This is a genomic window from Microbacterium lacus (assembly GCF_039531105.1).
GTDB classification, from domain to species: Bacteria; Actinomycetota; Actinomycetes; order Actinomycetales; family Microbacteriaceae; genus Microbacterium; species Microbacterium lacus.
Genome location: NZ_BAAAPK010000001.1, coordinates 2,006,361 through 2,028,079, shown reverse-complemented (window position 1 = coordinate 2,028,079; position 21,719 = coordinate 2,006,361). Strand labels below are relative to the sequence as shown.

Genomic DNA, 21,719 nt, shown 5'->3' with positions numbered 1-21,719 from the left:
CATGGCGAAAGACAAGATCATGGACTTCGACGAGGCTCTCGAGCTTTTCGAGCCCGTCCTCGGGTTCGAAGTCCACGTGGAGCTGAACACCAAGACGAAGATGTTCTCGGCCGCGGCCAACCCCGCGCACGATGACAACCACGGCGCCGCCCCGAACACGCTGATCGCCCCGGTGGACCTCGGTCTGCCCGGATCGCTGCCGGTCGTCAACGAGACCGCGATCCGCTCATCGATCAGTCTCGGGCTCGCGCTGGGTTGCTCGATCGCTCCGTCGAGCCGCTTCGCGCGCAAGAACTACTTCTATCCCGATCTCGGCAAGAACTATCAGATCTCCCAATACGACGAGCCGATCGCCTTCGAAGGACGCGTGGAGGTCGAACTCGAAGACGGCACGATCGTCGAGGTTCCGATCGAGCGTGCGCACATGGAGGAGGATGCGGGCAAGCTGACGCACGTCGGCGGCTCAACCGGTCGCATCCAGGGCGCGGAGTACTCCCTCGTCGACTACAACCGCGCCGGCGTCCCGCTGGTGGAGATCGTGACGAAGCCGATCTACGGCGCCGAGCACCGCGCGCCCGAGGTGGCGAAGGCCTACGTCTCCACGATCCGTGACATCGTCCGCGCCCTCGGCATCTCCGAGGCGCGCATGGAGCGTGGCAACCTCCGATGCGATGCGAACGTCTCGCTGCGTCCCCGCGGTCAGGCGGCGCTCGGGACCCGCACGGAGACGAAGAACGTCAACTCCATGCGGTCGGTGGAGCGTGCCGTCCGATACGAGATCCAGCGCCAGGCCGCGATCCTCGCAGCCGGCGGGACGATCACGCAGGAAACGCGGCACTGGCACGAGGACACCGGGACGACCTCACCGGGACGCCCCAAGTCCGACGCGGACGACTACCGGTACTTCCCCGAGCCCGACCTCCTGCCCGTCGTCCCCTCCGCCGAGCTCGTCGAGCAGCTGCGCGCGGCGCTGCCCGAACCGCCGGCCGCGCGACGTCGTCGTCTGAAGGCGGACTGGGGATTCAGCGACATCGACTTCCAGGGTGTGGTGAATGCCGGCCTGCTCGTCGAGGTGGAGGAGACCGTGGCCGCCGGCGCTACCCCCGCCGCGGCGCGCAAGTGGTGGACCGGTGAACTGGCGCGCATCGCGAATGCGGAGGGCAAGGAGCCTGCCGAGCTCGTCTCGCCGCGGGATGTCGCCGAACTCCAGAAGCTCGTGGACGCCGGCACCCTCACCGACAAGCTCGCCCGTCAGGTGCTCGAGGGCATGATCGCGGGCGAGGGCACGCCGCAGGAGATCGTGGACGCCCGCGGGCTCGCCGTCGTCTCGGACGACGGCGCCCTGATCGCGGCGATCGACGAGGCGCTCGCGTCTCAGCCCGATGTCCTGGAGAAGATCCGCGACGGCAAGGTTCAGGCCGCCGGTGCGGTGATCGGCGCGGTGATGAAGGCGATGCGAGGCCAGGCGGATGCCGCACGGGTGCGCGAGCTCGTGCTGGAGCGGGCAGGGCACTGATACGCCTGCATGTCGGTGCCCGGTGAGACCATCGGCTGATGGGACGCGGTGACGGGACCGGGCGGCTCGTGTCGCCCGACGGTGCCGACGACACCGGCACCGGCATCCTGCACGTCGATATGGACGCGTTCTACGCGGCCGTAGAGGTTCTCGACGACCCCTCGCTGAAGGGCAAGCCCCTCATCGTCGGCGGTGTGGAGGGGCGCGGCGTCGTTTCGAGCGCCTCCTACGAGGCACGACGGTTCGGCGTGCGCTCGGCGATGAACATGGCGCAGGCACTGCGCCTGTGTCCGACGGCGATCACGGTGACACCCCACTTCGAGCGATACCTGGCGGTGTCGGCGCAGGTGATGAGCGTCTTCCACGACGTCACGCCGCTCGTCGAGCCACTGTCGATCGACGAGGCGTTCCTGGACGTGCGCGGTGCGCGCCGGCTGTGGGGGAGTCCGGGTGAGATCGCGCGTTCGCTCCGTCGACGCGTGCGTGAGGAAACCGGCCTGACCTGCAGCATCGGCGTGGCCGCGACGAAGCACGTTGCCAAGATGGCCTCGACGATCAGCAAGCCCGACGGTCTGCTGATCGTGGCGGCCGACCGGACCGAGGACTTCCTGCGGCCCCGCTCGGTCCGTGCGCTCTGGGGCATCGGCCCCAAATCCGCCGAGGCGCTCGAGGCACGCGGCATCCGGACGATCGCCGACATCCTCGACACGCCCCGCGGGGTGCTCGACCGTGCACTCGGCAGCGCGATGGGCGAGCGCATCTGGCAGTTGTCGCGCGGCATGGACGCGCGCGAGGTCGACACCGAACGTGTCGAGAAGAGCGTCGGCCACGAGGAGACGTTCCACTCCGACATCGACGAGCCGACGATCCTCCGTTCAGAGCTGCGACGGCTGGCCGACCGCGTGGGTGCTCGCCTGCGCTCGAACGGCTGGGAGGCGCGCACGATCGCGATCAAGATCCGCTTCTCGGACTTCACGACGCTCACGCGGTCGCAGACCCTTCCCGAACCCACGGCGGTGGGTCAGCGCATCGGCGAAGCCGCGCTGGGGATGTTCGACGCGCTCGACCGACCCCTCCCGGTCCGCCTGGTGGGAGTGCGCGCAGAGAAGCTGCGCCCGTCGGGCGGTGGCGATCTCGCGCTGTGGGACGACGACGAGGAGTGGCGCCGCGTGGAGGGCGCGCTCGATGACGCGGCGGCGCGGTTCGGGCGCGGCGCCGTGACCCGCGCGACGCTGATCGGGGGGCCGCGCGGCGGCACCGCGCTGCCGTCGCACCCGCGCGCGCCGGGGTCGGATTCCGCCGGGCCGGGCTCGGGCCTGGGCAGCGCGCGTCACGACGGGTAGCGTGAAGGAATGCCCAACATCGCACTTGAACTCGGTCAGCAGTCCGCGAATCTCGGCGTGCACAGCGCGTACGGCGAGCCCATCGACGTCGACGGCGTCAAAATCGTCCCCGTCGCGCTGTCGTGGTCGGGCTTCGGTGGAGGATCCGACGAGTCCGGAAACGGCGGCGGCGGTGGCGGCAGCTGGGCGGCTCCCCTGGGGGCGTACGTCCGCAAGGGCGACTCGCTGAGCTTCGAGCCGAACATCGTGTCCTTCCTGGCGGTGGCCATCCCCTTCGTATGGGTCGCCGGTCGTGCACTCAGCCGTGTCATCCGCGCCCTCAAGCGCTAGGGCCGATCCGGTCGCACACGCGCTCGATCTCGCCGCCACGCACATCACGCAGGCAGTCGTGGGGGTGGCGGCATCCAATCCGGTGGTGCTCATCGACGGGCGCAGCGGATCGGGGAAGACGTCCTTGGCGCGCCGGCTCGTCGCCCAATGGCCCTTACGCGGGCGCGTGCAGCTCGTCGCGCTGGACTCGCTGTACCCGGGCTGGGACGGTCTCCGCGACGGCGTGGAGCTCGCCAGAGATGCGATCCTCCGGCCGCACGCCCGCGGACTCGTCGGAGTCTGGCAGCGGTGGGACTGGGAGGTGGGCGCACCGGCGGAGGCGCATGCCGTCGACCCGTCCCTCCCGCTGATCGTCGAGGGCTCAGGCCTGTTGACCGCGGAAACCTCCGCACTCGGAGACGTCCGCGTCTGGCTCGAGTCCCCGGCGCCCTCGCGCATGCGCCGCGCCCTGGCGCGCGACGGCGATACGTATCGCCCGCACTGGGCGCGGTGGGCGGCACAGGAGGAGGAACACCTCGTCACCGACGGACCGCCGTTGCGGGCGACGCACGTCTTCGCGATTCCCTGAGGATCTGCGATTCAGGTCTCGTTCTCGACCGCGCGGACGAGACCGTCCAACCGGTAGCCCAACCAGTCATAGATCCCGAACCGGGGATCCTCGTCGTCGTGATCGTCTTCGGACTCGATGCCGAGCCGGTTCGCGAGCACGAGGCGGATGGCGGCCAGAGCGCGCAGCCATGCCTGGACGGCATCGGCATCCAGCGTGAGGTGGACGACCTCCATCGGGTCGTCCGCGTCCGCGAAGCTCGCGGCGGGTGAGAGAGACCCGAGGACGATGCCCGCGTCCGCACGGCGGCGTTCCAGCAGATCGCGCTCGGTGAGCTCGCGGAACTCGCGCGCTGCGCCGGCGTCATCGGCGTACGCGTCCGGCACCAGCCGGAGCACCGCCGGATCCGTGCTCGACGCCGCGCCGGAGTCCTCCAGAAGCTCGGCGAACTGCGCCACCAAGCCGGCGAGGTGGGTGGCCTCGAGGCGTGTCAGTTCGAGGACCACGCTGCGATCACCGGTCACCGTGGCGCCTGCCGAACTGTCGCCCAGAGCCCGTAGTCGTGCATGGCTTGAGTATGCAGCTCCATCTGCTCCCTCGCGCCTTCTGCGACGACCGCGTGCCCGTCATGATGCACAGCGAGCATGAGCCGTTCGGCTTCGGGGCGATCGAACCCGAAGTACTCGCGGAAGACATGGGCGACGTAGCTCATCAGATTGACGGGGTCGTTCCAGACGACCGTCTGCCAAGGATGATGAGGCTGCTCGGAACCCGTGGTGCGGAGGTCTTCGCCGAGATCGGGGAGTGCGACCGACATCACGCCCATCCCAATTCGTGCAGGCGTTCGTCGTCGATGCCGTAGAAATGGGCGATCTCATGCACGAGCGTCGTATGCACTTCGTCGCGCAATTCATCGGCCGTCTCGCATGCCGCCAGGTGGGGCTCGCGGTAGATGATGATCCGGTCGGGCAACTCGCCGATGCCGTAGCGGTCGCGTTCGGTCAGAGCCCAACCGTCATACAGACCGAGGAGGTCGAGGCTTCCATCCTCCGGACGGTCTTCCACCACGAACACGACGTTCTCCAGACCATCGACCATGTCGTCGGGGAGCCGATCGAGTTCGGCCGTGACGAGTGCTTCGAACCCCTCGGGATCCATCTGCATCAGATGCTCTCCTGCTTGGGGTGAGTAACGGGGCTCGAACCCGCGACATCGGCCACCACAAGGCCGCGCTCTACCAACTGAGCTATACCCACCATGTCTCCCGCGCGAGCGGGCAACCCGAAGATTCTCTCATACTTCGGGCGCGAACGACGAAAGCGCCGCCGATGCCGCGGCGCGTGCCGTGTCGCTGGTCGGCCCCGGTTCGGGGACGAACACGGCCGAGCGGTAGTAGGACAGCTCGAGGATCGATTCGCGGATGTCCGCCAACGCGCGGTGACCGCCGCCCTTCGCCGGCGCGTGGATGTAGGCACGGGGGTACCAGCGTCTACTGAGCTCCTTGATGCTGGACACATCGACGTTGCGGTAGTGAAGCCACCTGTCGACGCGCGGCATGTACTTGGCCAGGAACATGCGGTCGGTGCCGATCGTGTTGCCGGCCAGCGGCGCCTTGCCCTGCAGTGGCACGAAGCGCTGGATGTATTCGAGTGCCTCGAATTCGGCTTCGGCGAGGCTCACGCCGTGGGGAATCTCCGTCAAGAGCCCTGACTTCTCGTGCATCGCCGTCACGAAGTCGTTCATGTGCGCGAGCGCGGAGTCATCGGGCTTGATGACGATCGAGAACCCCGGGTCGAGAGGGCGGAGTTCGAAGTCGGTCACGACGACGGCGATCTCGACGAGTTCGTCGATCTCGAGGTCGAGGCCCGTCATCTCGCAGTCGATCCATACGAGACGATCGTTCTCGGAAGCGCCCACCATTGCTCCATCCTAGCCAGGGGGCACGGACACGGATCTCGGGCGCACAAGCCCCCCCGGAGAGATTCGAACTCCCGACCAGCCGGGTAGAAACCGGACGCTCTTCCACTGAGCTACGGAGGGTGACACATCTACGCTACCCGTCCGCCTCGCACAGCCGGAAGTCGCCGCAGCGTGGCACTGGCAGCGCGCGCGCCGGCGGCGTACGTTCGGAGACACGGAAGGAGTTCGATGATGAGCACGACCGAGACACACCACGCCCTCTGGGTCGCCTATGGAGCGTCAGGAGTCGCCGGCAGCATCCGCAAGGATGACGAGGGCTACACCGTCACGATGGCCGGGGCGGACACGACCGCGGGAACCTACCCGTCGATGGAGGTCGCGAAGAGCGCACTGCATTCCCGGATGCCCGCCGGAAGCGACTGGCCCCGGTTCCAGGAGCACTGATCCACCCCACGGGGACGGAGCCGTCAGACGCGGGCGATTGACGCGTCGGACGGCTTCGCCGCGAGGGCGGGGTTCGCGCGCGCTGTGTCGAGGAGCGGGAGCGCGACGTGCACGAGCGGGCCGATGAGCGCGGCGAAAAGGACCGTGCCGATGCCCACGGTGCCGCCCAGAAGCCAGCCGATCGCGAGCACGGAGATCTCGACGGACGCACGGCACGCCCAGATCGGCCAGCCCAGACGTGCGTGGAGACCCGTCATGAGGCCGTCTCGGGGACCGGGCCCGAATCGCGCCCCGATGTAGAGTCCCGACGCCAGGGCGACCAGGACGATGCCACCCAGCAGCACGGCCACCTGGAGGAGGACGCCCGAGACCGGCGGCACGAGCCAGAGCACGGCCTGCATGCTCGTCCCGACCAGGAGGATGTTGGCGATCGTGCCGATTCCGGGCTTCTGGCGGAGCGGGATCCAGACGAGCAGGACGAGGAAGCCCACGATGTTCGTGACCCACCCGATGCCGATCCCCGTGTGGACCGAGATGCCCTGGGCGAAGACGGTCCACGGGTCCACCCCGAGCCCCGCCTCGACCGTGAGGGCGCACCCTGCCCCATAGAGGAAGAGGCCGACCAGGAGCTGCACCACACGACGCGTCATGGCCCCATTTCATCGCATTATTGGACTGGTAGCACCAGGCCAATGCGGATAGTCTGGCCCGGTGGACTCCCGCATATCGGCTCGTTCCCTCGGAGCGGCACTAGGTGGTTGGCGTACGCGTGAGCCGGCATATGAGGCCCTCGCCGACGGCATCCGTCTTCTCTGCCTCGACAACCGCATCGCGCCACGTACGACGCTTCCCGCCGAGCGCGAACTGGCGTCGGCGCTGCAAGTGAGTCGAAGCACCGTCGCGACGGCGTACCGGAGCCTGCGCGATTCGGGACATATCGCGAGTCTGCGAGGGTCGGGGAGCATGACGCTGCCTCTACGGCGAGCGGATGCCGGCGCTGTCGCTCCGCGAGAGGGGGCCATCGACCTCCAGCAGGCGAGCCCACCGGCATGGCCCGGACTGGCCGGACTGTTCTCGGATGTCAGTCTGTCCGCCTCCTCGATCGTCGCGCGGACGGGATACGACATGGTGGGCCGGAGCGATCTGCGCGAAGCGATCGCGGGCCGGTACCGCGAGCGCGGCATCCCGACGTCCGTCGACGAGGTGCTGGTCACCACAGGCGCGCAGAGCGCGATCCACCTGCTCGCCGCCGTGCTGCTGGGCAGGGGGGATCGTGTCCTGATCGAGACGCCCACCTACCCGCACGCTGCCGATGCCCTGCGGCGCGCGGGCGCCCGGCTGATCGGTGTACCGGTGACCCCGGAGGACGGCTGGGATCTGGACCGCGCCGAGCAGGCGTTTGCGCGCGCGTTGCCGGTGCTGGCCTACCTGATGCCTGACTTCCAGAACCCGACCGGGCGTTCGATGTCCGCAGACGAGCGGATCTCGATCGGCGAGGCCGCACAGCGCGCGGGTACGTTCCTGGTCCTCGATGAGACCACGGCCGACCTCGACATCGATCGCGGGTTGCAGTCGCCCGGCTTCGCGAGCGATCCGGAGTCGGTCATCCGGATCGGCTCGCTGGGCAAGACGGTGTGGGGAGGGCTGCGCGTGGGATGGGTCCGGGCCGGCGCGGATCTGATCCGCCGTCTCGTGGCCGCTCGTCCGGCGCACGATCTGGGCACCCCGGAGTTCGAGCAGGCGATTGCGACAGCCGCTCTGCGGCGATTCCCGGAAGTGATCGCGCAGCGCTCCCATCTGCTCCGGGCAGGCCGGGATGCCGCTCGCGAGGCGCTCGCGACGCTGCTCCCGGATTGGCGGACTCCGGTCGTACACGGGGGAGTGTCGCTGTGGATCGGGCTGGATGCCCCGCTGAGTTCACCGCTCGTGATGGACGTGCGATCGCGAGGCCTGCTGCTGTCGGCCGGCTCGAGATTCGCGGTGGACGGCGGGTACGACCGGCACCTTCGCCTTCCCTTCACGAGCGGCCCTGCCGAGCTCATCCGCGCCGTCGAGATACTCGCCGACGCATGGCCCCGGGTGTGCGGCGGGGCGCCCGTGCAGTCATCGATGCAGCTCGACGCCGTCATCTGATCCCGGCACGCCGTCATCTGAGCCCCGCCCGCCGTCAGCGGGAGAACCTCAGGCAATCGATGGCGTCGTCAGCCGCCCAGAATTCGCCCAGCTCGCGGAATCGACCGGATGCCGCGTGGAAGCGACGAGCGCGATACCGCGTGTCTGCGCCGGCGGTCGTCACCTGGAGGTGGCCGATCACCCGGCCGGGGCGGTCGATCACCCGCCACAGGGCGGGCCCCGCGGCCGTGAGTGACACCGCACGGGTGAGGACGGGCGGTGACAGGTCGGGTGCGGCATCGCGGCGCGACGCCGAGAGCCGGGCGGCGGTCGATGGTGCGGTCATGGTCGTTCTCCCCTCCCATCGAAGATACGTTCGACCTCCGACACGCCGGCAGTTCGTCGATTCCTCCCCAGGACGCCTCGGCGCGACGTTGTCCGCAGATCTCCGCTCGACCCGCACCTGTTGGCCCTTAAACGGGCATCGTGGAGCTGCGCCGGCGCTCTCAACGGGCACGGGGCGCCGGCGCAGCCCGAGGACGGACTTCGGGAGGAGAGGATGCGAGATGAACGACACGATCACGATCGTCGGAACGATCGGCACGGACCCCGAGCGGAAGGTGCGCGGCGGCGTGCCCATCACGACGTTCCGCGTCGCGAGCAAGGAGCGCCGCTTCGACAAGGCATCCGGGGCATGGGTCGACGGCGAGACGAACTGGTACACGGCATCGGCGTACCGAAGGCTCGCCGACCACGTCTACGAGTCGCTGCATCGCCGGGAACGCGTCATCCTGACCGGGCGGCTCAAGGTGCGCAACTGGGACACCGGCGAGAAGCGCGGCACGTCGGTCGACATCGACATCGATGCGATCGGTCATGACCTGCTCTTCGGCACGACGGCATTCCGTTCCGACGACGCTCGCTCGGACGAATCGGGCTCGGCCGCGCCCGCCGAGGAATGGGCGACGACTTCTTCCGACGGTGGTTGGGACGTGGCGGAGCAGTCGGCGTCGAGCTCGGCGAGCCCCGCACTCCCGTCCCCGGCGGTGGAGCCGGCGCAACCGAGAGAGCCTGAGCTCGTCGGTGCCGAGACGCCGTTCTGACCGCGGCGACGGGCATGGGGCGGGCGGGGCAATCGTCGCGACTTACACTCGAGACGTGCCCCGCCGCCCCGAGTGCCACCCGGACATCCGCCGTCCGAGCGCGCCGCGGGCGGCGATCGGAAAAGTCTCCCTCCGCCGACGCGCGACCGGAGCGCCGGTCCCGGCGATCCTCCTTGCAGGCCTCATCGCCCTCTCCGGGTGCACACCGGCCGGGCAGGACGCCGAGCCGCTCACGACGACGGCCGTCGAGACGGCGACTCCGTCTGCGTCACCGTCACCGGGTGAACCCACGGGGCCCGTGCTGATCCCGGACGGCACGGCCGAGGACAACCTGCCGCTGTTCTCGAGCATCGTCGCGGCGGTCTGGGCCACGCCCCAGCAGGTCACCGGGCAGGCATATGTCGACGCTCTTGTCGCCGCCGGCTTCGACAAGGCTGCGATGCAGCTGACACCCGATCGGAGCACCGTCGGCAATCCCGCCGAGAGCATCCAGTTCTCGGTGCGCTGGGGTCAGGATTGCCTCGTCGGTCAGGTGGGGCCGGCCACCGGGGAGCCGGTCGCCGTGATCGTGCCCGTCCTCGCGGAGGGCACCTGCTTGGTCGGTCAGACGCGCCCGATCGACTGGTGACGGCGGATGGGCAGGACCGCGCGCACGTAGACTGGACCGGTTATGGCTGAATACATCTACTCGATGGTCCGTGCCCGCAAGGCAGTCGGCGACAAGGTGATCCTCGACGACGTCACGATGGCGTTCCTCCCGGGGGCCAAGATCGGCGTCGTCGGGCCCAACGGCGCGGGAAAGTCCACGATCCTGAAGATCATGGCGGGAATGGACACGCCGAGCAACGGCGAGGCCAAGCTCAGCCCCGGCTACAGCGTCGGCATCCTGATGCAGGAGCCCGAGCTCGACGAGGACAAGACGGTCCTGGAGAACGTCCAGCAGGGCGTCGGTCCGATCAAGCAGCAGCTCGACCGGTTCAACGAGATCTCCGGGCTCATGGCGGACCCCGATGCCGATTTCGACACGCTGCTGGCCGAGATGGGGACGCTCCAGGAGGCGATCGACGCGGCCGACGCCTGGGATCTGGACTCCCAGCTCGAGCAGGCGATGGACGCGCTGCGGACGCCCCCGTCCGAGGCGATCGTGGCCAACCTGTCCGGCGGTGAGAAGCGGCGTGTGGCGCTGTGCAAGCTCCTCCTGCAGAAGCCCGATCTCCTGCTGCTCGACGAGCCCACGAACCACCTCGACGCTGAGAGCGTGCTCTGGCTCGAGCAGCACCTCGCGAAGTATCCCGGCGCCGTCCTCGCCGTGACCCACGATCGCTACTTCCTCGATCACGTCGCCGAGTGGATCTGCGAGGTCGACCGCGGCCGCCTCTACCCGTACGAGGGCAACTACTCGACCTACCTGGAGAAGAAGCAGGAGCGTCTCCAGGTTCAGGGCAAGAAGGACGCCAAGCTCGCCAAGCGTCTTGCGAGCGAGCTCGAGTGGGTGCGCAGCAACGCGAAGGGCCGTCAGACGAAGTCGAAGTCGCGCCTGGCCCGCTACGAGGAGATGGCCGCAGAGGCGGATCGCACCAGGAAGCTGGACTTCGACGAGATCGTCATCCCGCCGGGTCCGCGGCTGGGACAGGTGGTGCTCGAGGCCAAGAAGCTCCAGAAGGGCTTCGACGGCCGCAGCCTGATCGACGGGCTGAGCTTCAGCCTCCCGCGCAACGGCATCGTCGGCATCATCGGCCCGAACGGCGTCGGCAAGACGACGCTCTTCAAGACGATCGTGGGTCTCGAACCGCTCGACGGCGGCGAGCTGAAGGTCGGTGAGACCGTCGACATCTCGTACGTCGACCAGAGTCGCGGCGGGATCGACCCGAACAAGACCCTGTGGGAGGTCGTCAGCGACGGTCTGGACTGGATCCAGGTCGGCAAGGTCGAGATCCCGTCCCGCGCGTACGTCTCGCAGTTCGGCTTCAAGGGTCCCGACCAGCAGAAGAAGGCGGGCGTCCTCTCCGGTGGTGAGCGCAACAGGCTGAACCTCGCCCTCACCCTCAAGCAGGGCGGAAACCTCCTCCTCCTGGACGAGCCCACCAACGACCTGGACGTCGAGACGCTCGGCAGCCTGGAGAACGCGCTGCTCGAGTTCCCCGGATGCGCGGTCGTCATCACTCACGACCGGTGGTTCCTCGACCGCATCGCCACGCACATCCTGGCGTACGAGGGCACCGCCGACGACCCCGACAACTGGTATTGGTTCGAGGGCAACTTCGAGGCGTACGAGGAGAACAAGATCGAGCGTCTCGGCGCGGACGCGGCCAACCCGCATCGCTCCACGTACCGCAAGCTCACGCGTGACTGACGAGGAGTTCGTGGTGTCGGCGACCGCGGACGGTCGCCGACTCCACATCCCCATCCACTTGCGGTGGGGTGATCTGGACGCCTTCAATCACGTCAACAACGCCTCGATGCTCAAGCTCCTCGAAGAGGTGCGCGTGCGCGCCTTCTGGCGACCCGGAGCGGACGAGGCCGCGCCGCCGACGGCCGTGCTCGACTCCGGCATCGACGCCGGCACGCTGACGCTCATCGCCCGGCAGGAGATCGAGTACCTCCGCCCCGTGCCGTACCAGAGGAACCCGCTCGACGCTCAGCTGTGGTTCGGCAAGATCGGCGGCTCGAGCATCGAAGTCTGCTACGAGGTCTTCAGCCCTGCCTCCGGTGCGACGCAAGAGCTGTACGCGCGTGCATCGGCCGTCGTCGTCATGGTGGATGCGACCACCGGAAGACCGGTTCGCCTCACCGACGAACAGCGCTCCGCGTGGGAACCGTTCCTCGGCGCGCCGGTGGAGTACGCCCACCGGCGCTGAAGGTCCTCACTCGCGCGGCGCCTCGGGGAGCCGGATCATGATCTCCTGCGCGACGCTGGCCACGAGAACGCCGTCGCGGCTGAAGATCCGCCCTGTCGCCAATCCTCGTCCGCCGCGAGCGTTCGGGGACTCCTGAACGTAGAGCATCCATTCGTCCACGCGACCGGGACGGTGCCACCACATCGCGTGATCGAGACTCGCGACCTTGAGCCCGGGCGTCGCCCACGCCACGCCGTGTGCGCGCAGGATCGACTCCTGGATCGTCATGTCGCTGAGGTAGGCGAGTGCCGCGCGGTGCGTCGCCGGGTCGTCGGGGATCTCGCGCCGCGTGCGCATCCAGACGGCCTGCCGGGGCACGCGCTCGCCCTGCACCGACAGATAGATCGGCGAGGGCACGTGACGAAGATCAAGCGGCCGGTCGGTGAACAGTCTCTTGGAGACCGGGTGGAGGCCGGCGAGGTGGTCCTCCAGGTCGGGTAGGTCCTCGGGAGCGGGGAGCCCTGCCGGCATCTCCGCCTGGTGCTCGATCCCGGGGTCCTCGTCCTGGAAGGAAGCGATCATGGAGAAGATCGGCACGCCCTGCTGGAACGCCTGGGTGCGACGTGTGGAGAACGAACGGCCGTCGTGGATGCGGTCGACGGAGAATGTGATGCCCTGGGATGCGTCGCCGGGGCGCAGGAAGTATCCGTGCATCGAATGCACGGATCTTCCGTCCGGGATCGTCCGCTCCGCGGCGACGATGGATTGGGCGAGCACCTGGCCGCCGTACACACGCCCGAGAGGCATCGACTGGGACACCCCGGTGAAGATGTCCTCGGTCGTGCGCGCACCGGACTGCGACAGATCCAGCACCGCGAGCATCGAGGCGACCGGGTCGGGATCGGGGGAGTAGTCGTCGGCGGCGGGGGTGGTGTGCGGGGCGTCGATCACAGTGTTGTAGCTTAGGCGGATGTCGTCGCGCCTGATCTTCACGGACGCCGCGGCGGCCGCGGACGCCCTGACTTTCGCGGGCCGGACGGCACGCCTCGGCGATGAAGCCGTGCGCCTGCAGGCTTCGGGCGGCACGCTCCTGATGACGGCGGCTCCGCTCGCTCCGAGAGGGCTGTTCGATGCGACCCCCACGGTGCTGGCGATGCGCGCGCTGCCGGTGGACCCCGAGCTCGTGTGCGATCTGGTGGTGTCGGCGGGGAGTCTGCAGCCCGCGGATGACGATGCGGCACACCTCGTCCTTCCCGACACGGCGCTGTCACCGTCCTGGGCGGGTGTCACCCCGCCGCGAGCCGGGTGGACGGAGATCGCCGAGGTGCCGGCATCCGTCCTCGCCTCCCGCGCCCAGTGGGGGATCGCCGCAGTCGCCGAGGCGCTGCCGCAGGATTCGGGGGAGGATGCCGTCCGCGCGGTGCGCGCGGCCGTCTGGGGCGCCCCGGACGAGGCCTTGGGGGGGATACCGCTCGGCGCGGCCTTCGCCGCCTTCGTGCTGGGCTTCATCGTCGGCGAGGAACAAGCGGCCGTGCGCGAAGCAGGGGCCTGGACGAGGCTGTCCCTCGTTCGCGGACACGTCGTGGTGAGGGGACCGGCACGCACCGGCCTCACCGCCGTGCGGTCGACCGGCGCGCCGGTCGTTTAGACCGCAGTCGCTGCCGCACGTCCTGCCGCTCGGCCCGAGAACAGGCACCCGCCGAGGAACGTCCCCTCGAGCGCGCGGTACCCATGCACGCCCCCGCCGCCGAACCCGCTCGCCTCACCGGCGGCGTAGAGCCCGGGGACCGGCCGGCCGTCGACGCCCAGCGCCCGCCCGTCCAGGTCCGTCTCGATGCCGCCGAGCGACTTCCGGGTGACGATGTGGAGCTTGACCGCGATGAGAGGTCCGGCCTTGGGGTCGAGGATCCGGTGCGGGTCGGCGGTGCGCACGAGCCGGTCGCCGCGGTAGGCGCGGGCGGAGCGCAGCATCGCGATCTGCGCGTCCTTCGTGAAGTCGTTGTCGATCTCACGGTCGCGTGCCTCGATCTCGAGGCGAACCCGATCGGCGTCCAACGCGTCCCCTCCCGGTGCGGCGCGCATCGCAGTGATGAGGTCATGCAGGTCATCACGGACGATGAAGTCCTCTCCGTTGTCCATGAAGGCCTGAACGGGTGCTGCAGCCCCTCTGCCCAGTCGTGACTTCACCAGGAGCGGGATGTCGCGTCCGGTGAGGTCGGGGTTCTGCTCGCTGCCGGAGAGGGTGAACTCCTTCTCGATGATCTGCCGCGACAGCACGAACCAGGAATGGTCGTACCCGGTGGTGCGCAGGTGCTCCAAGGTGCCGAGCGTGTCGAATCCGGGGAACAGGGGGACGGGAAGGCGTCGGCCGGTCGCATCGAGCCACACCGACGACGGACCCGGCAGGATGCGGATGCCGTGCTGCGGCCACACCGGATCCCAGTTGCGGACGCCCTCGACGTAGTGCCACATGCGGTCGCCGTTGATGAGTCTGGCGCCGGCATTCTCGCCGAGGGCCAGCATGGAACCGTCGACATACTCGGGAACCCCCGCGATCATCGACGCAGGAGGCTCGCCCAGCCGAGCGGGCCACTGACGACGGACGAGGTCGTGATTGCCGCCGATACCACCCGATGAGACGATCGTCGCGCCCGCAGTGACCTCGAACTGCCCGATCGGTTCGCGGGCGGACGCCGCGCCCCGGACGGCACCGGACGGGGCGAGCACGTCGCCGGTGGCCCCGATGACTCGCCCGTCCGCGGAGCTGAGCGCCGTCACGCGGTGGCGCGGCAGGATCGTCAGCGTTCCCCGGGTCTCCGCCTCCTCGACCGCGGCGACGAAGGGCGCCACGATCCCCGGCCCCGTTCCCCACGTGATGTGAAAGCGCGGGACGGAGTTGCCCGGGCCGGTCGCGGTGTATCCGCCGCGCTCGGCCCAGCCCACGACCGGGAAGAAGCCGACGCCCTTCTGGCGCAGCCATGAGCGCTTCTCCTCGTGGGCGAAGTGAAGGTAGGCCTCGGCCCAGCGCCGCGGCCACGCGTCCTCCTCGCGGTCGAACCCCGCAGTGGCGAACCAGTCCTGGCGGGCGAGATCGATCGAGTCCCGGATTCCCATGCGGCGCTGCTCGGGGGAGTCGATGAAGAACAGACCGCCGAACGACCACCACGCCTGGCCGCCGAGGTTCGTCCGCGGCTCCTGGTCGACGATCGTGACCGTCCGCCCCGCCGCGACGGCCTCGGAGGCGGCGACGAGACCGGCGAGCCCCCATCCGATCACGAGGAGATCCGTGGTGTGGTGCGTACCTGAGGACATGGGCGACTCCTTCGTCGACGGACGGTCAGGGCGTGGGTTCGAACGTGTTCACCATCGCGAATGCGGCGCGCTGCAGGTAGTCCCACAGTGTCGCCTCCTGCAGCGGTGGGAGGTCGAGCTCGTCGACGGCGGCGCGCATGTGCTGGAGCCAGCGGTCGCGGGCGTCGGGATTGACGTGGAACGCGGCGTGCCGCATGCGCAGACGAGGATGTCCGCGCTGCGCGCTGTAGGTCGTGGGTCCGCCCCAGTACTGCTCGAGGAACAGCGTCAATCGCTCCGCCGCCGGTCCGAGATCCTCCTCGGGGTACATCTGACGCAGCACATCGTCGGTCGCGACACCGCGGTAGAACGCGTTCACGAGCCTCGCGAAGGTCTCGTGTCCTCCGACTTCGTCGTAGAACGAGAGCGTCACGCCGAGCCCTCGGGGTTCTCCGGAGGGGACTTCGGCGTGCGCTTGGGCCGCCAGATGGGGCGCTCGGGCGGCGGGGGCGCCGTGACGGCCGTCGTGGGCTTCGTCCGGGGCGGGTTCGCGCCGCGCACCCGCTGCGCACCCTCGGGGCCGGTGAGCACGATCGAGTTGAGCTGCGGAAGGGTGAGCCCCATCGTGTCGATGGCCTTCATGACCCGCATCCGCAGTTCTCGGGCGACGTCGTCCTTCGCGTTGGTTCGCGTCTTCATCACGAGGCGGATGACGAGTGCGTCTCCCGAGATCGACTCGAGGCCCCAGACTTCGGGCTTCTCGATGATGCGCGTCCGCCACTTCGGATCTTTCGCGAGCTCCTTCATCGTCTCCATCATGGCGGCTTCGACCTCGTCGACGTCGGTGTCCACCGGCAGAGCCAGATCGACGATGACCCGGGACCAGCCCATCGACATGTTGCCGATGCGGGTGATCTCGCCGTTGCGGACGTACCAGAGCGTGCCGTTGACGTCGCGGACGGTGGTGATCCGGACGCTGACGTACTCGACGATCCCGGTCGCGAGCCCCAGATCCACGACGTCGCCGATGCCGACCTGATCCTCCGCGACGATGAAGATTCCGTTCAGGACGTCCTTGACGATGTTCTGCGCGCCGAATCCCAGACCGGCGCCCACCGCCGCGGTGAGGAGCGTGAGGGAACCCAGCGCATCCGGGGCGAGCAGAGTGACGATCAACAGCATCGTGACGATGACGATCGCCACGTTCACGACGTTCTGCAGGATCGACCCGAGCGTCCGCGTGCGCTGAACGAGCCGGATCGACGCGAGCGGGGACCGCTCGAGCGCCTGGGTGTCGTCGACGTTCGCCTTGTCCTTCGCTCCGTTGACGATCCGGTTGACGACGCGGCGAATGACCAATCGAAGGATCCACCCGACGACGAGGGCGCCGATGAGGATGCCGAGCACGCGCAGCAGATTCATTCCGGCTTCGAGGAAGAACACTCCGATCGGCGCCCAGAAGGCGGGATCGATGAGGGCAGGGCCGGTTTCCGTCCAGATCGAGATCATCGGATCCAGCCTAACGACGGATGCCTCGGCGCCCGCTGAATGCGGCGCCGAGGCATCCGATGACGGTCGATCGATTACGAGGCGTCGCGGTCCTGGACCGCAAGAGCCCGCTCGACACCGGCGAGGTTCTCATCCACGAGGCGGCGGAGTGCCGGCGCGGCGTCCGGGTTGGCGCGCAGCCACGCGCGCGTGGCGTCCTGCAGCTCGCGGTTCGCCAGAGGAGCCGGGTACAGCCCGACGATGATGTACTGCGCGATCTGGTACGAGCGCGAGTTCCAGATCGGCAGCAGCATGTCGAAGTAGGACGCCACGAAGTCGCGCAGCTGTTCGACGCCGGCCGGATGCTGGAAGCCGAGTGCCGTGGAGCGCACGATCGTGTTGGGCTTGTCGTCCTTCGCGATCAGCGAGTCCCACGCGGCGCGCTTGGCCTCCGCGGACGGGATCGAGGCCTTCGCCTGCGCGGCGAACTCGCCGCCCTTGGCGGTGTTGTCATCGGCCAGCGCCTCATCGATCGCGGCGGCATCAGCCCGGCCGCCTGCTGCCAGTGAGATCAGCAGCTGCCACGCCAGGTCGGTGTCGATCTCCAGTCCCGGCAGGGTCTGCGAACCGTCGCGAAGTGCCTGCACGGTGTCCCAGTGCGCGGGAGTGGAGGCCGCCGTCGCGAAGGCGGTCACGAACTGGAGCTGGCTGTCGCTTCCGGCCTCGGCCCCTTCGGCGAGCTGCCAGAGCCCGTCCGCGACCTTCGCGCGCGTGGACTCGCGCTTCTCCGGCGCGACGTACGAGTTCGCCGCCAGCTGCAGCTGGGCGAGCGTGGTGCGGACGGTGGTCGACTCCGTCTCGCGTCCGATGTTGCGCAGCACGAGGTCGACGTAGTCCGACGGCGAGGATTCGGCATCCCGGGTCTGATCCCACGCGGCGCCCCACACGAGCGAGCGAGCGAGAGGGTCTGCGATGCCCCCGAGGTGCTCGATCGCGGTGCGCAGAGACCGCTCGTCCAGGCGGATCTTGGCGTACGCGAGATCTTCGTCGTTGAGCAGGACGAGATCGGGCCGGCGCTGTCCCTTGAGCTCCGGCACCTCGGTGAGGTCGCCGTCGACGTCGAGCTCGACGTGGTGGACGCGCTCGAGGGCGCCGTCGGTCACGTTGTAGAAGCCCACGCCCAGACGGTGCGGACGGATCGTCGGGTAGTCGGCGGGCGCGGTCTGGGTGATCGCGAAGCGCGTGATCACCCCGTCGGCGTCCTCGGAGATCACTGGCGCGAGGGTGTTGACCCCCGCCGTCTCGAGCCACTTCTTGGCCCACGTCCCGAGCTCCCGCCCGCTCGTGGTCTCGAGCTCGGTCAGGAGGTCGGACAGCTCGGTGTTGCTCCACTCGTTCTTCTTGAAGTAGGCGGCGACGCCCGCGAAGAACTGCTCGATGCCCACCCACGCGGCGAGCTGCTTGAGGACCGATCCGCCCTTGGCGTACGTGATCCCGTCGAAGTTCACCTGCACGTCTTCGAGGTCGTTGATCTCGGCGACGACGGGGTGGGTCGAGGGAAGCTGATCCTGGCGGTACGCCCAGGTCTTCTCCATCGCGTTGAACGTCGTCCAGGCCTCGGTCCACTCCGTGGCCTCGGCCGTCGCGATCGTGGAGGCCCACTCGGCGAAGGACTCGTTCAGCCAGAGTCCGTTCCACCACTTCATGGTGACCAGGTCGCCGAACCACATGTGGGCGAGTTCGTGCAGGATCGTGACGACGCGGCGCTCCTTGACGGCGTCGGTCACCTTGCTGCGGAAGACGTACGTCTCGGTGAAGGTCACCGCGCCGGCGTTCTCCATCGCTCCGGCGTTGAATTCGGGGACGAACAGCTGGTCGTACTTCGCGAACGGATAGGGGTAGTCGAACTTCTCCTCGTAGTACGCGAATCCTTCGCGCGTCTTGTCGAAGATGTAGTCGGCGTCCAGGTGCTGCCAGAGGCTCTTGCGGCCGTAGACGCCGAGCGGGATCACGCGACCTGACGCACTGGTCAGCTCGGAGCGGACCTCCTCGTAGGGTCCCGCGACGATCGCCGTGATGTACGACGAGATCCGCGGCGTCGGTTCGAAGACCCACGTCGCGCGGCCGTCGCCGTGCTTCTTCGGCTCGGGGGTCGGCGAGTTGGAGATGACCTTCCAGGGCTCCGGAGCGGTCACGGTGAACGCGAAGGTCGCCTTCAGGTCGGGCTGCTCGAAGACCGCGAAGACGCGCCGGGAGTCCGGCACTTCGAACTGCGAGTACAGGTACACCTCGCCGTCGACCGGGTCGACGAAGCGGTGCAGGCCCTCACCGGTGTTCGTGTAGAGGCAGTCGGCCTCCACGACGAGCTCGTTCTCGCGCTGGAGTCCCTCCAGCGCGATGCGCGAGTCGGCGAACGCGCTCACCGGCACGTCGCGGCCGTTGAGCGTGATCGACTGCACCTCGCGGGCGATCAGATCGATGAACGTGTCCGCGCCTTCCGTGGCCGAGAATCGCACGACGGTGCGCGACCCGAAGATCTCGGCGCCCCTCGTGAGATCGAGTCCCACCTCGTAGGAGTGGGTGTCGACGATCGCGCGGCGCTCCTGCGCCTCGATGCGGGTGAGGTTCTCTCCAGGCACTGCTACTCCCAGGTTCTACGGGGTCGTGTAGGGGGTTCGGATATCGCGAGACCGGCGGGTGGCCGACGCTGGCAACCTCCCCAGCCTACGTCAGGCCCGCGCGGCGGACCCGGTGTCGTCATCGGGCGCCGGCGGCACCGGCGCGCGGACGATGTGGCTACGGGCATGGGCGACCGCCGGTGCGAGCTCCGCGAAGAGGTGCTTGCTGTGGCGCAGGGAGCTGAGCACACCGACGGTCCTGAACAGCTCCACATGACCTTCGCGCACGCCCTTGATCAGGACCGTCACGCCGCGGCGCTCCAGCTGCTGGACGATCTCGGAGAGCACGTGCGCACCGGTCGCGTCGACCAGCTCGAGGTGAGACATGCGCAGGATGACCACCGTCACGCCGTGCAGCGACGTGACCGTCGCCAGGACGCGGTCCGCCGCCGCGAAGAACAGCGGGCCATCCAGCCGGACGACCGCGATCCGGTCATCACCCGGCTCGGCCGGTCCGTCGATGGGCTCGCGATGCACCCCGGTAGCACGCGACAGTCCCCGGATCGCGAAGATGCCGGCCACCGCCATCCCGATGACGACCGCGACGATCAGGTCCACCGAGACGGTGACGACCGCCGTGAGGAGGTATGCGATCGCGTCCGCGCGCGTGGAGCGCAGGATCGAGCGGGCGGTGGCCAGGTGCACCATCCGCACGGCGGTGACCATGAGGACACCCGAGAGCGCGGCGAGCGGAATGGCGCCGACCGGTCCCGCCGCCACGAGCACGACCAGCAGCAGGACGAGGGCGTGGAAGATCGCGGCGAGCCGGGTCTTGGCGCCCGCGCGCACGTTCACCGCGGTCCGCGCGATCGCGCCGGTGGCCGGGATGCCGCCGAACAGGCCTGCGCCGATCGAGGCGAGTCCCTGTCCGACCAGCTCGCGGTCGGGGTCATACGGACCGGTGTCGGCGAGCGACGCCGCGACCCGAGCGGACAGCAGCGACTCGATCGCGGCGAGGGCGGCGACGGCGACCGCGGGAAGCAGGAGCCGGGCCAGCGTGTCGATCGAGAACGTCGGCAGGCCGGGCGCGGGCAGTCCCGTCGGCAGCCCGCCGATCACCGCGAGCGGCGAGGGAAGGATGAGCGCGAGCACGGTGACGATGACGATGCCCACCAGCGAACCCGGAATGGCGTGATGCCAGAGGGGCAGCAGGGACATGCACGCAGCGACCACCGCGACGGCGGCGAGCGACCACGCGAGATAGCGCGGGTCGGCCCCGGCGAGCGAGGACAGGGCGGTCACGACCACGTTCGAATGCAGGATGCCGTCGACGTCGGCGCCGGTGAGTGCGGGGATCTGCTGCAGGAAGATGATGACGGCGATACCGAGCGTGAACCCCTCGATCACCGGCCACGGAATGAAGGACACGGCGCGGCCGAGTCTGGCGGCCCCGGCGATGAGCACCATGATGCCGGCGAGCACGCTCACGATGGCGACGGCACCCACGCCGTGGGCGGCGACGATGGGCGCCAGCACGACCACCATCGCCCCGGTCGGCCCCGAGACCTGCACGTGGGATCCGCCGAACACCGCCGCGATGACGCCGGCAACGATCGCGGTGATGAGGCCGGCGGCAGCGCCGGCGCCGGAGGCGATGCCGAACCCGAGGGCCAGCGGCAGCGCGACGATGCCGACGGTGAGACCGGCGAGCAGGTCCCCACGCCAGGTTCGGCGCACTGCCTGATAGTCGCCCCGCGCGGGCAGGAGGGCGCGCAGGTACTGCCCGGCCCGGGTCACTCCGTCGGTCCGAGCGCGGGCAAGGAGGCTGCGTCGGCGATGCGTTCGCCGTCGGCGGTCACCATGAGCAGCAGCAGGCGGCGGGCGATCGTCAGCAGTTCCGCCACCTCTGGGTAGGCGAGCCGGTAGTAGACGCTGCTCGCCCGGCGCTCCGAGAGGACGAGGCGATGACGTCGCAGCACCGACAGATGCTGCGACAGGTGGGACGCCTCCAGACCCGTCTCGGTCTGGAGCTGCGCGACGGATCTTTCCGGACTCAGCGACAGAAGCTCGAGGATGCGGATGCGCAGCGGATGCGACAGCCCCTTGAACAGCCCGGCTTTGACCTCGTAGAGCGGACGCTGATCAAGGGTTAACGACATGATAAAACCAT

The 21,719-nt window shown here is 68.9% G+C and carries 24 protein-coding genes and 2 tRNA genes; 11 read left to right on the top strand and 15 right to left on the bottom strand.

Features of this window, described 5'->3' with window-relative positions; genetic code table 11:
* Position 1 precedes the first annotated feature (1 nt).
* From gatB to ABD197_RS09595, 4 genes are read left to right on the top strand one after another with little or no spacing between them, the layout of a single operon-like run.
* On the top strand, positions 2-1,516 hold the full coding sequence (gatB, locus tag ABD197_RS09610; RefSeq protein WP_344053927.1) for an Asp-tRNA(Asn)/Glu-tRNA(Gln) amidotransferase subunit GatB: 1,515 nt from the start codon (positions 2-4) through the stop codon (positions 1,514-1,516).
* A 38-nt stretch (positions 1,517-1,554) separates the two neighbouring features.
* Complete coding sequence (locus tag ABD197_RS09605; protein WP_344053925.1) at positions 1,555-2,859, top strand: DNA polymerase IV; 1,305 nt, start codon at positions 1,555-1,557, stop codon at positions 2,857-2,859.
* A gap of 9 nt (positions 2,860-2,868) precedes the next feature.
* Entirely contained in the window at positions 2,869-3,189 is a 321-nt protein-coding gene (locus tag ABD197_RS09600) for a hypothetical protein (protein WP_344053923.1), read from the top strand.
* Positions 3,164-3,757 (top strand): nucleoside/nucleotide kinase family protein, encoded by a 594-nt coding sequence (locus ABD197_RS09595; RefSeq protein WP_344053921.1) that lies wholly within the window; start codon positions 3,164-3,166, stop codon positions 3,755-3,757. The genes ABD197_RS09600 and ABD197_RS09595 overlap by 26 nt, the downstream gene beginning before the upstream one ends.
* Positions 3,758-3,768: 11 nt before the next feature.
* On the opposite strand, the gene ABD197_RS09590 is transcribed toward ABD197_RS09595, so the two are convergent.
* The 6 genes from ABD197_RS09590 to ABD197_RS09565 all read right to left on the bottom strand — a co-directional run bounded on the left by ABD197_RS09590 (position 3,769) and on the right by ABD197_RS09565 (position 5,776).
* Positions 3,769-4,260: a DUF2017 family protein gene (locus tag ABD197_RS09590; protein ID WP_344053919.1), complete on the bottom strand. Its 492-nt coding sequence runs from the start codon at positions 4,258-4,260 to the stop codon at positions 3,769-3,771.
* Positions 4,257-4,562 carry an ATP-dependent Clp protease adapter ClpS gene (gene clpS, locus ABD197_RS09585; protein ID WP_344053917.1) on the bottom strand — a complete coding sequence of 102 codons (306 nt, stop codon included), beginning with the start codon at positions 4,560-4,562 and terminating at the stop codon, positions 4,257-4,259. The genes ABD197_RS09590 and clpS overlap by 4 nt, the downstream gene beginning before the upstream one ends.
* The gene (locus tag ABD197_RS09580; protein ID WP_344053915.1) at positions 4,553-4,900 is read right to left on the bottom strand and encodes a metallopeptidase family protein; all 348 of its coding nucleotides are present in this window, start codon (positions 4,898-4,900) and stop codon (positions 4,553-4,555) included. The genes clpS and ABD197_RS09580 overlap by 10 nt, the downstream gene beginning before the upstream one ends.
* Positions 4,901-4,916: 16 nt before the next feature.
* A tRNA-His gene (locus ABD197_RS09575) sits at positions 4,917-4,992 on the bottom strand.
* Positions 4,993-5,029: 37 nt separating this feature from the next.
* Positions 5,030-5,656, bottom strand: a complete 627-nt coding sequence (gene orn, locus ABD197_RS09570) for an oligoribonuclease (RefSeq protein ID WP_344053913.1) — start codon at positions 5,654-5,656, stop codon at positions 5,030-5,032.
* A 48-nt stretch (positions 5,657-5,704) separates the two neighbouring features.
* A tRNA-Arg gene (locus tag ABD197_RS09565) sits at positions 5,705-5,776 on the bottom strand.
* Between the two features lie 111 nt (positions 5,777-5,887).
* On the opposite strand from ABD197_RS09565, the gene ABD197_RS09560 reads away from it, so the two are divergent.
* A complete protein-coding gene (locus tag ABD197_RS09560; protein WP_344053911.1) occupies positions 5,888-6,100 on the top strand; it encodes a methyltransferase in 213 nt (70 codons plus the stop codon).
* A 23-nt stretch (positions 6,101-6,123) separates the two neighbouring features.
* On the opposite strand, the gene yczE is transcribed toward ABD197_RS09560, so the two are convergent.
* Positions 6,124-6,750, bottom strand: a complete 627-nt coding sequence (gene yczE / locus ABD197_RS09555) for a membrane protein YczE (RefSeq protein ID WP_344053909.1) — start codon at positions 6,748-6,750, stop codon at positions 6,124-6,126.
* Between the two features lie 61 nt (positions 6,751-6,811).
* Between yczE and yczR the strand changes: the two genes are divergently transcribed.
* Complete coding sequence (gene yczR, locus ABD197_RS09550) at positions 6,812-8,233, top strand: MocR-like transcription factor YczR (RefSeq protein WP_344053907.1); 1,422 nt, start codon at positions 6,812-6,814, stop codon at positions 8,231-8,233.
* Between the two features lie 34 nt (positions 8,234-8,267).
* Here yczR and ABD197_RS09545 read toward each other — a convergent pair whose 3' ends face one another.
* On the bottom strand, positions 8,268-8,558 hold the full coding sequence (locus ABD197_RS09545; protein ID WP_344053905.1) for a hypothetical protein: 291 nt from the start codon (positions 8,556-8,558) through the stop codon (positions 8,268-8,270).
* A 220-nt stretch (positions 8,559-8,778) separates the two neighbouring features.
* Here ABD197_RS09545 and ssb point away from each other — a divergent pair, with 220 nt between their 5' ends.
* The 4 genes from ssb to ABD197_RS09525 are packed head-to-tail and all read left to right on the top strand — an operon-like array spanning position 8,779 to position 12,173.
* Entirely contained in the window at positions 8,779-9,315 is a 537-nt protein-coding gene (ssb, locus tag ABD197_RS09540; RefSeq protein WP_344053903.1) for a single-stranded DNA-binding protein, read from the top strand.
* 55 nt (positions 9,316-9,370) lie between these two features.
* On the top strand, positions 9,371-9,943 hold the full coding sequence (locus ABD197_RS09535; RefSeq protein ID WP_344053901.1) for a DUF6993 domain-containing protein: 573 nt from the start codon (positions 9,371-9,373) through the stop codon (positions 9,941-9,943).
* A gap of 42 nt (positions 9,944-9,985) precedes the next feature.
* Positions 9,986-11,668, top strand: coding sequence for an energy-dependent translational throttle protein EttA (gene ettA / locus ABD197_RS09530; protein ID WP_344053899.1), 1,683 nt, complete (start codon positions 9,986-9,988; stop codon positions 11,666-11,668).
* A complete protein-coding gene (locus ABD197_RS09525; protein ID WP_344053897.1) occupies positions 11,661-12,173 on the top strand; it encodes an acyl-CoA thioesterase in 513 nt (170 codons plus the stop codon). The genes ettA and ABD197_RS09525 overlap by 8 nt, the downstream gene beginning before the upstream one ends.
* Before the next feature lie 6 nt (positions 12,174-12,179).
* Here ABD197_RS09525 and ABD197_RS09520 read toward each other — a convergent pair whose 3' ends face one another.
* The gene (locus ABD197_RS09520) at positions 12,180-13,034 is read right to left on the bottom strand and encodes an acyl-CoA thioesterase (protein WP_344055831.1); all 855 of its coding nucleotides are present in this window, start codon (positions 13,032-13,034) and stop codon (positions 12,180-12,182) included.
* An 88-nt stretch (positions 13,035-13,122) separates the two neighbouring features.
* On the opposite strand from ABD197_RS09520, the gene ABD197_RS09515 reads away from it, so the two are divergent.
* Entirely contained in the window at positions 13,123-13,800 is a 678-nt protein-coding gene (locus tag ABD197_RS09515; RefSeq protein ID WP_344053894.1) for a DUF8185 domain-containing protein, read from the top strand.
* On the opposite strand, the gene ABD197_RS09510 is transcribed toward ABD197_RS09515, so the two are convergent.
* The 6 genes from ABD197_RS09510 to ABD197_RS09485 form a co-directional block, all read right to left on the bottom strand.
* Entirely contained in the window at positions 13,797-15,464 is a 1,668-nt protein-coding gene (locus tag ABD197_RS09510) for an FAD-binding dehydrogenase (RefSeq protein ID WP_344053891.1), read from the bottom strand. The genes ABD197_RS09515 and ABD197_RS09510 overlap by 4 nt on opposite strands.
* Positions 15,465-15,489: 25 nt before the next feature.
* The gene (locus ABD197_RS09505) at positions 15,490-15,876 is read right to left on the bottom strand and encodes a globin (RefSeq protein ID WP_344053889.1); all 387 of its coding nucleotides are present in this window, start codon (positions 15,874-15,876) and stop codon (positions 15,490-15,492) included.
* A complete protein-coding gene (locus ABD197_RS09500) occupies positions 15,873-16,952 on the bottom strand; it encodes a mechanosensitive ion channel family protein (protein WP_344053887.1) in 1,080 nt (359 codons plus the stop codon). Before ABD197_RS09500 ends, ABD197_RS09505 begins: the two co-directional genes overlap by 4 nt.
* Positions 16,953-17,026: 74 nt before the next feature.
* Entirely contained in the window at positions 17,027-19,570 is a 2,544-nt protein-coding gene (gene pepN, locus ABD197_RS09495; protein ID WP_344053885.1) for an aminopeptidase N, read from the bottom strand.
* A 90-nt stretch (positions 19,571-19,660) separates the two neighbouring features.
* On the bottom strand, positions 19,661-21,346 hold the full coding sequence (locus ABD197_RS09490) for a SulP family inorganic anion transporter (RefSeq protein WP_344053883.1): 1,686 nt from the start codon (positions 21,344-21,346) through the stop codon (positions 19,661-19,663).
* Complete coding sequence (locus tag ABD197_RS09485) at positions 21,343-21,708, bottom strand: ArsR/SmtB family transcription factor (RefSeq protein ID WP_344053881.1); 366 nt, start codon at positions 21,706-21,708, stop codon at positions 21,343-21,345. The genes ABD197_RS09490 and ABD197_RS09485 overlap by 4 nt, the downstream gene beginning before the upstream one ends.
* Positions 21,709-21,719 lie beyond the last annotated feature (11 nt).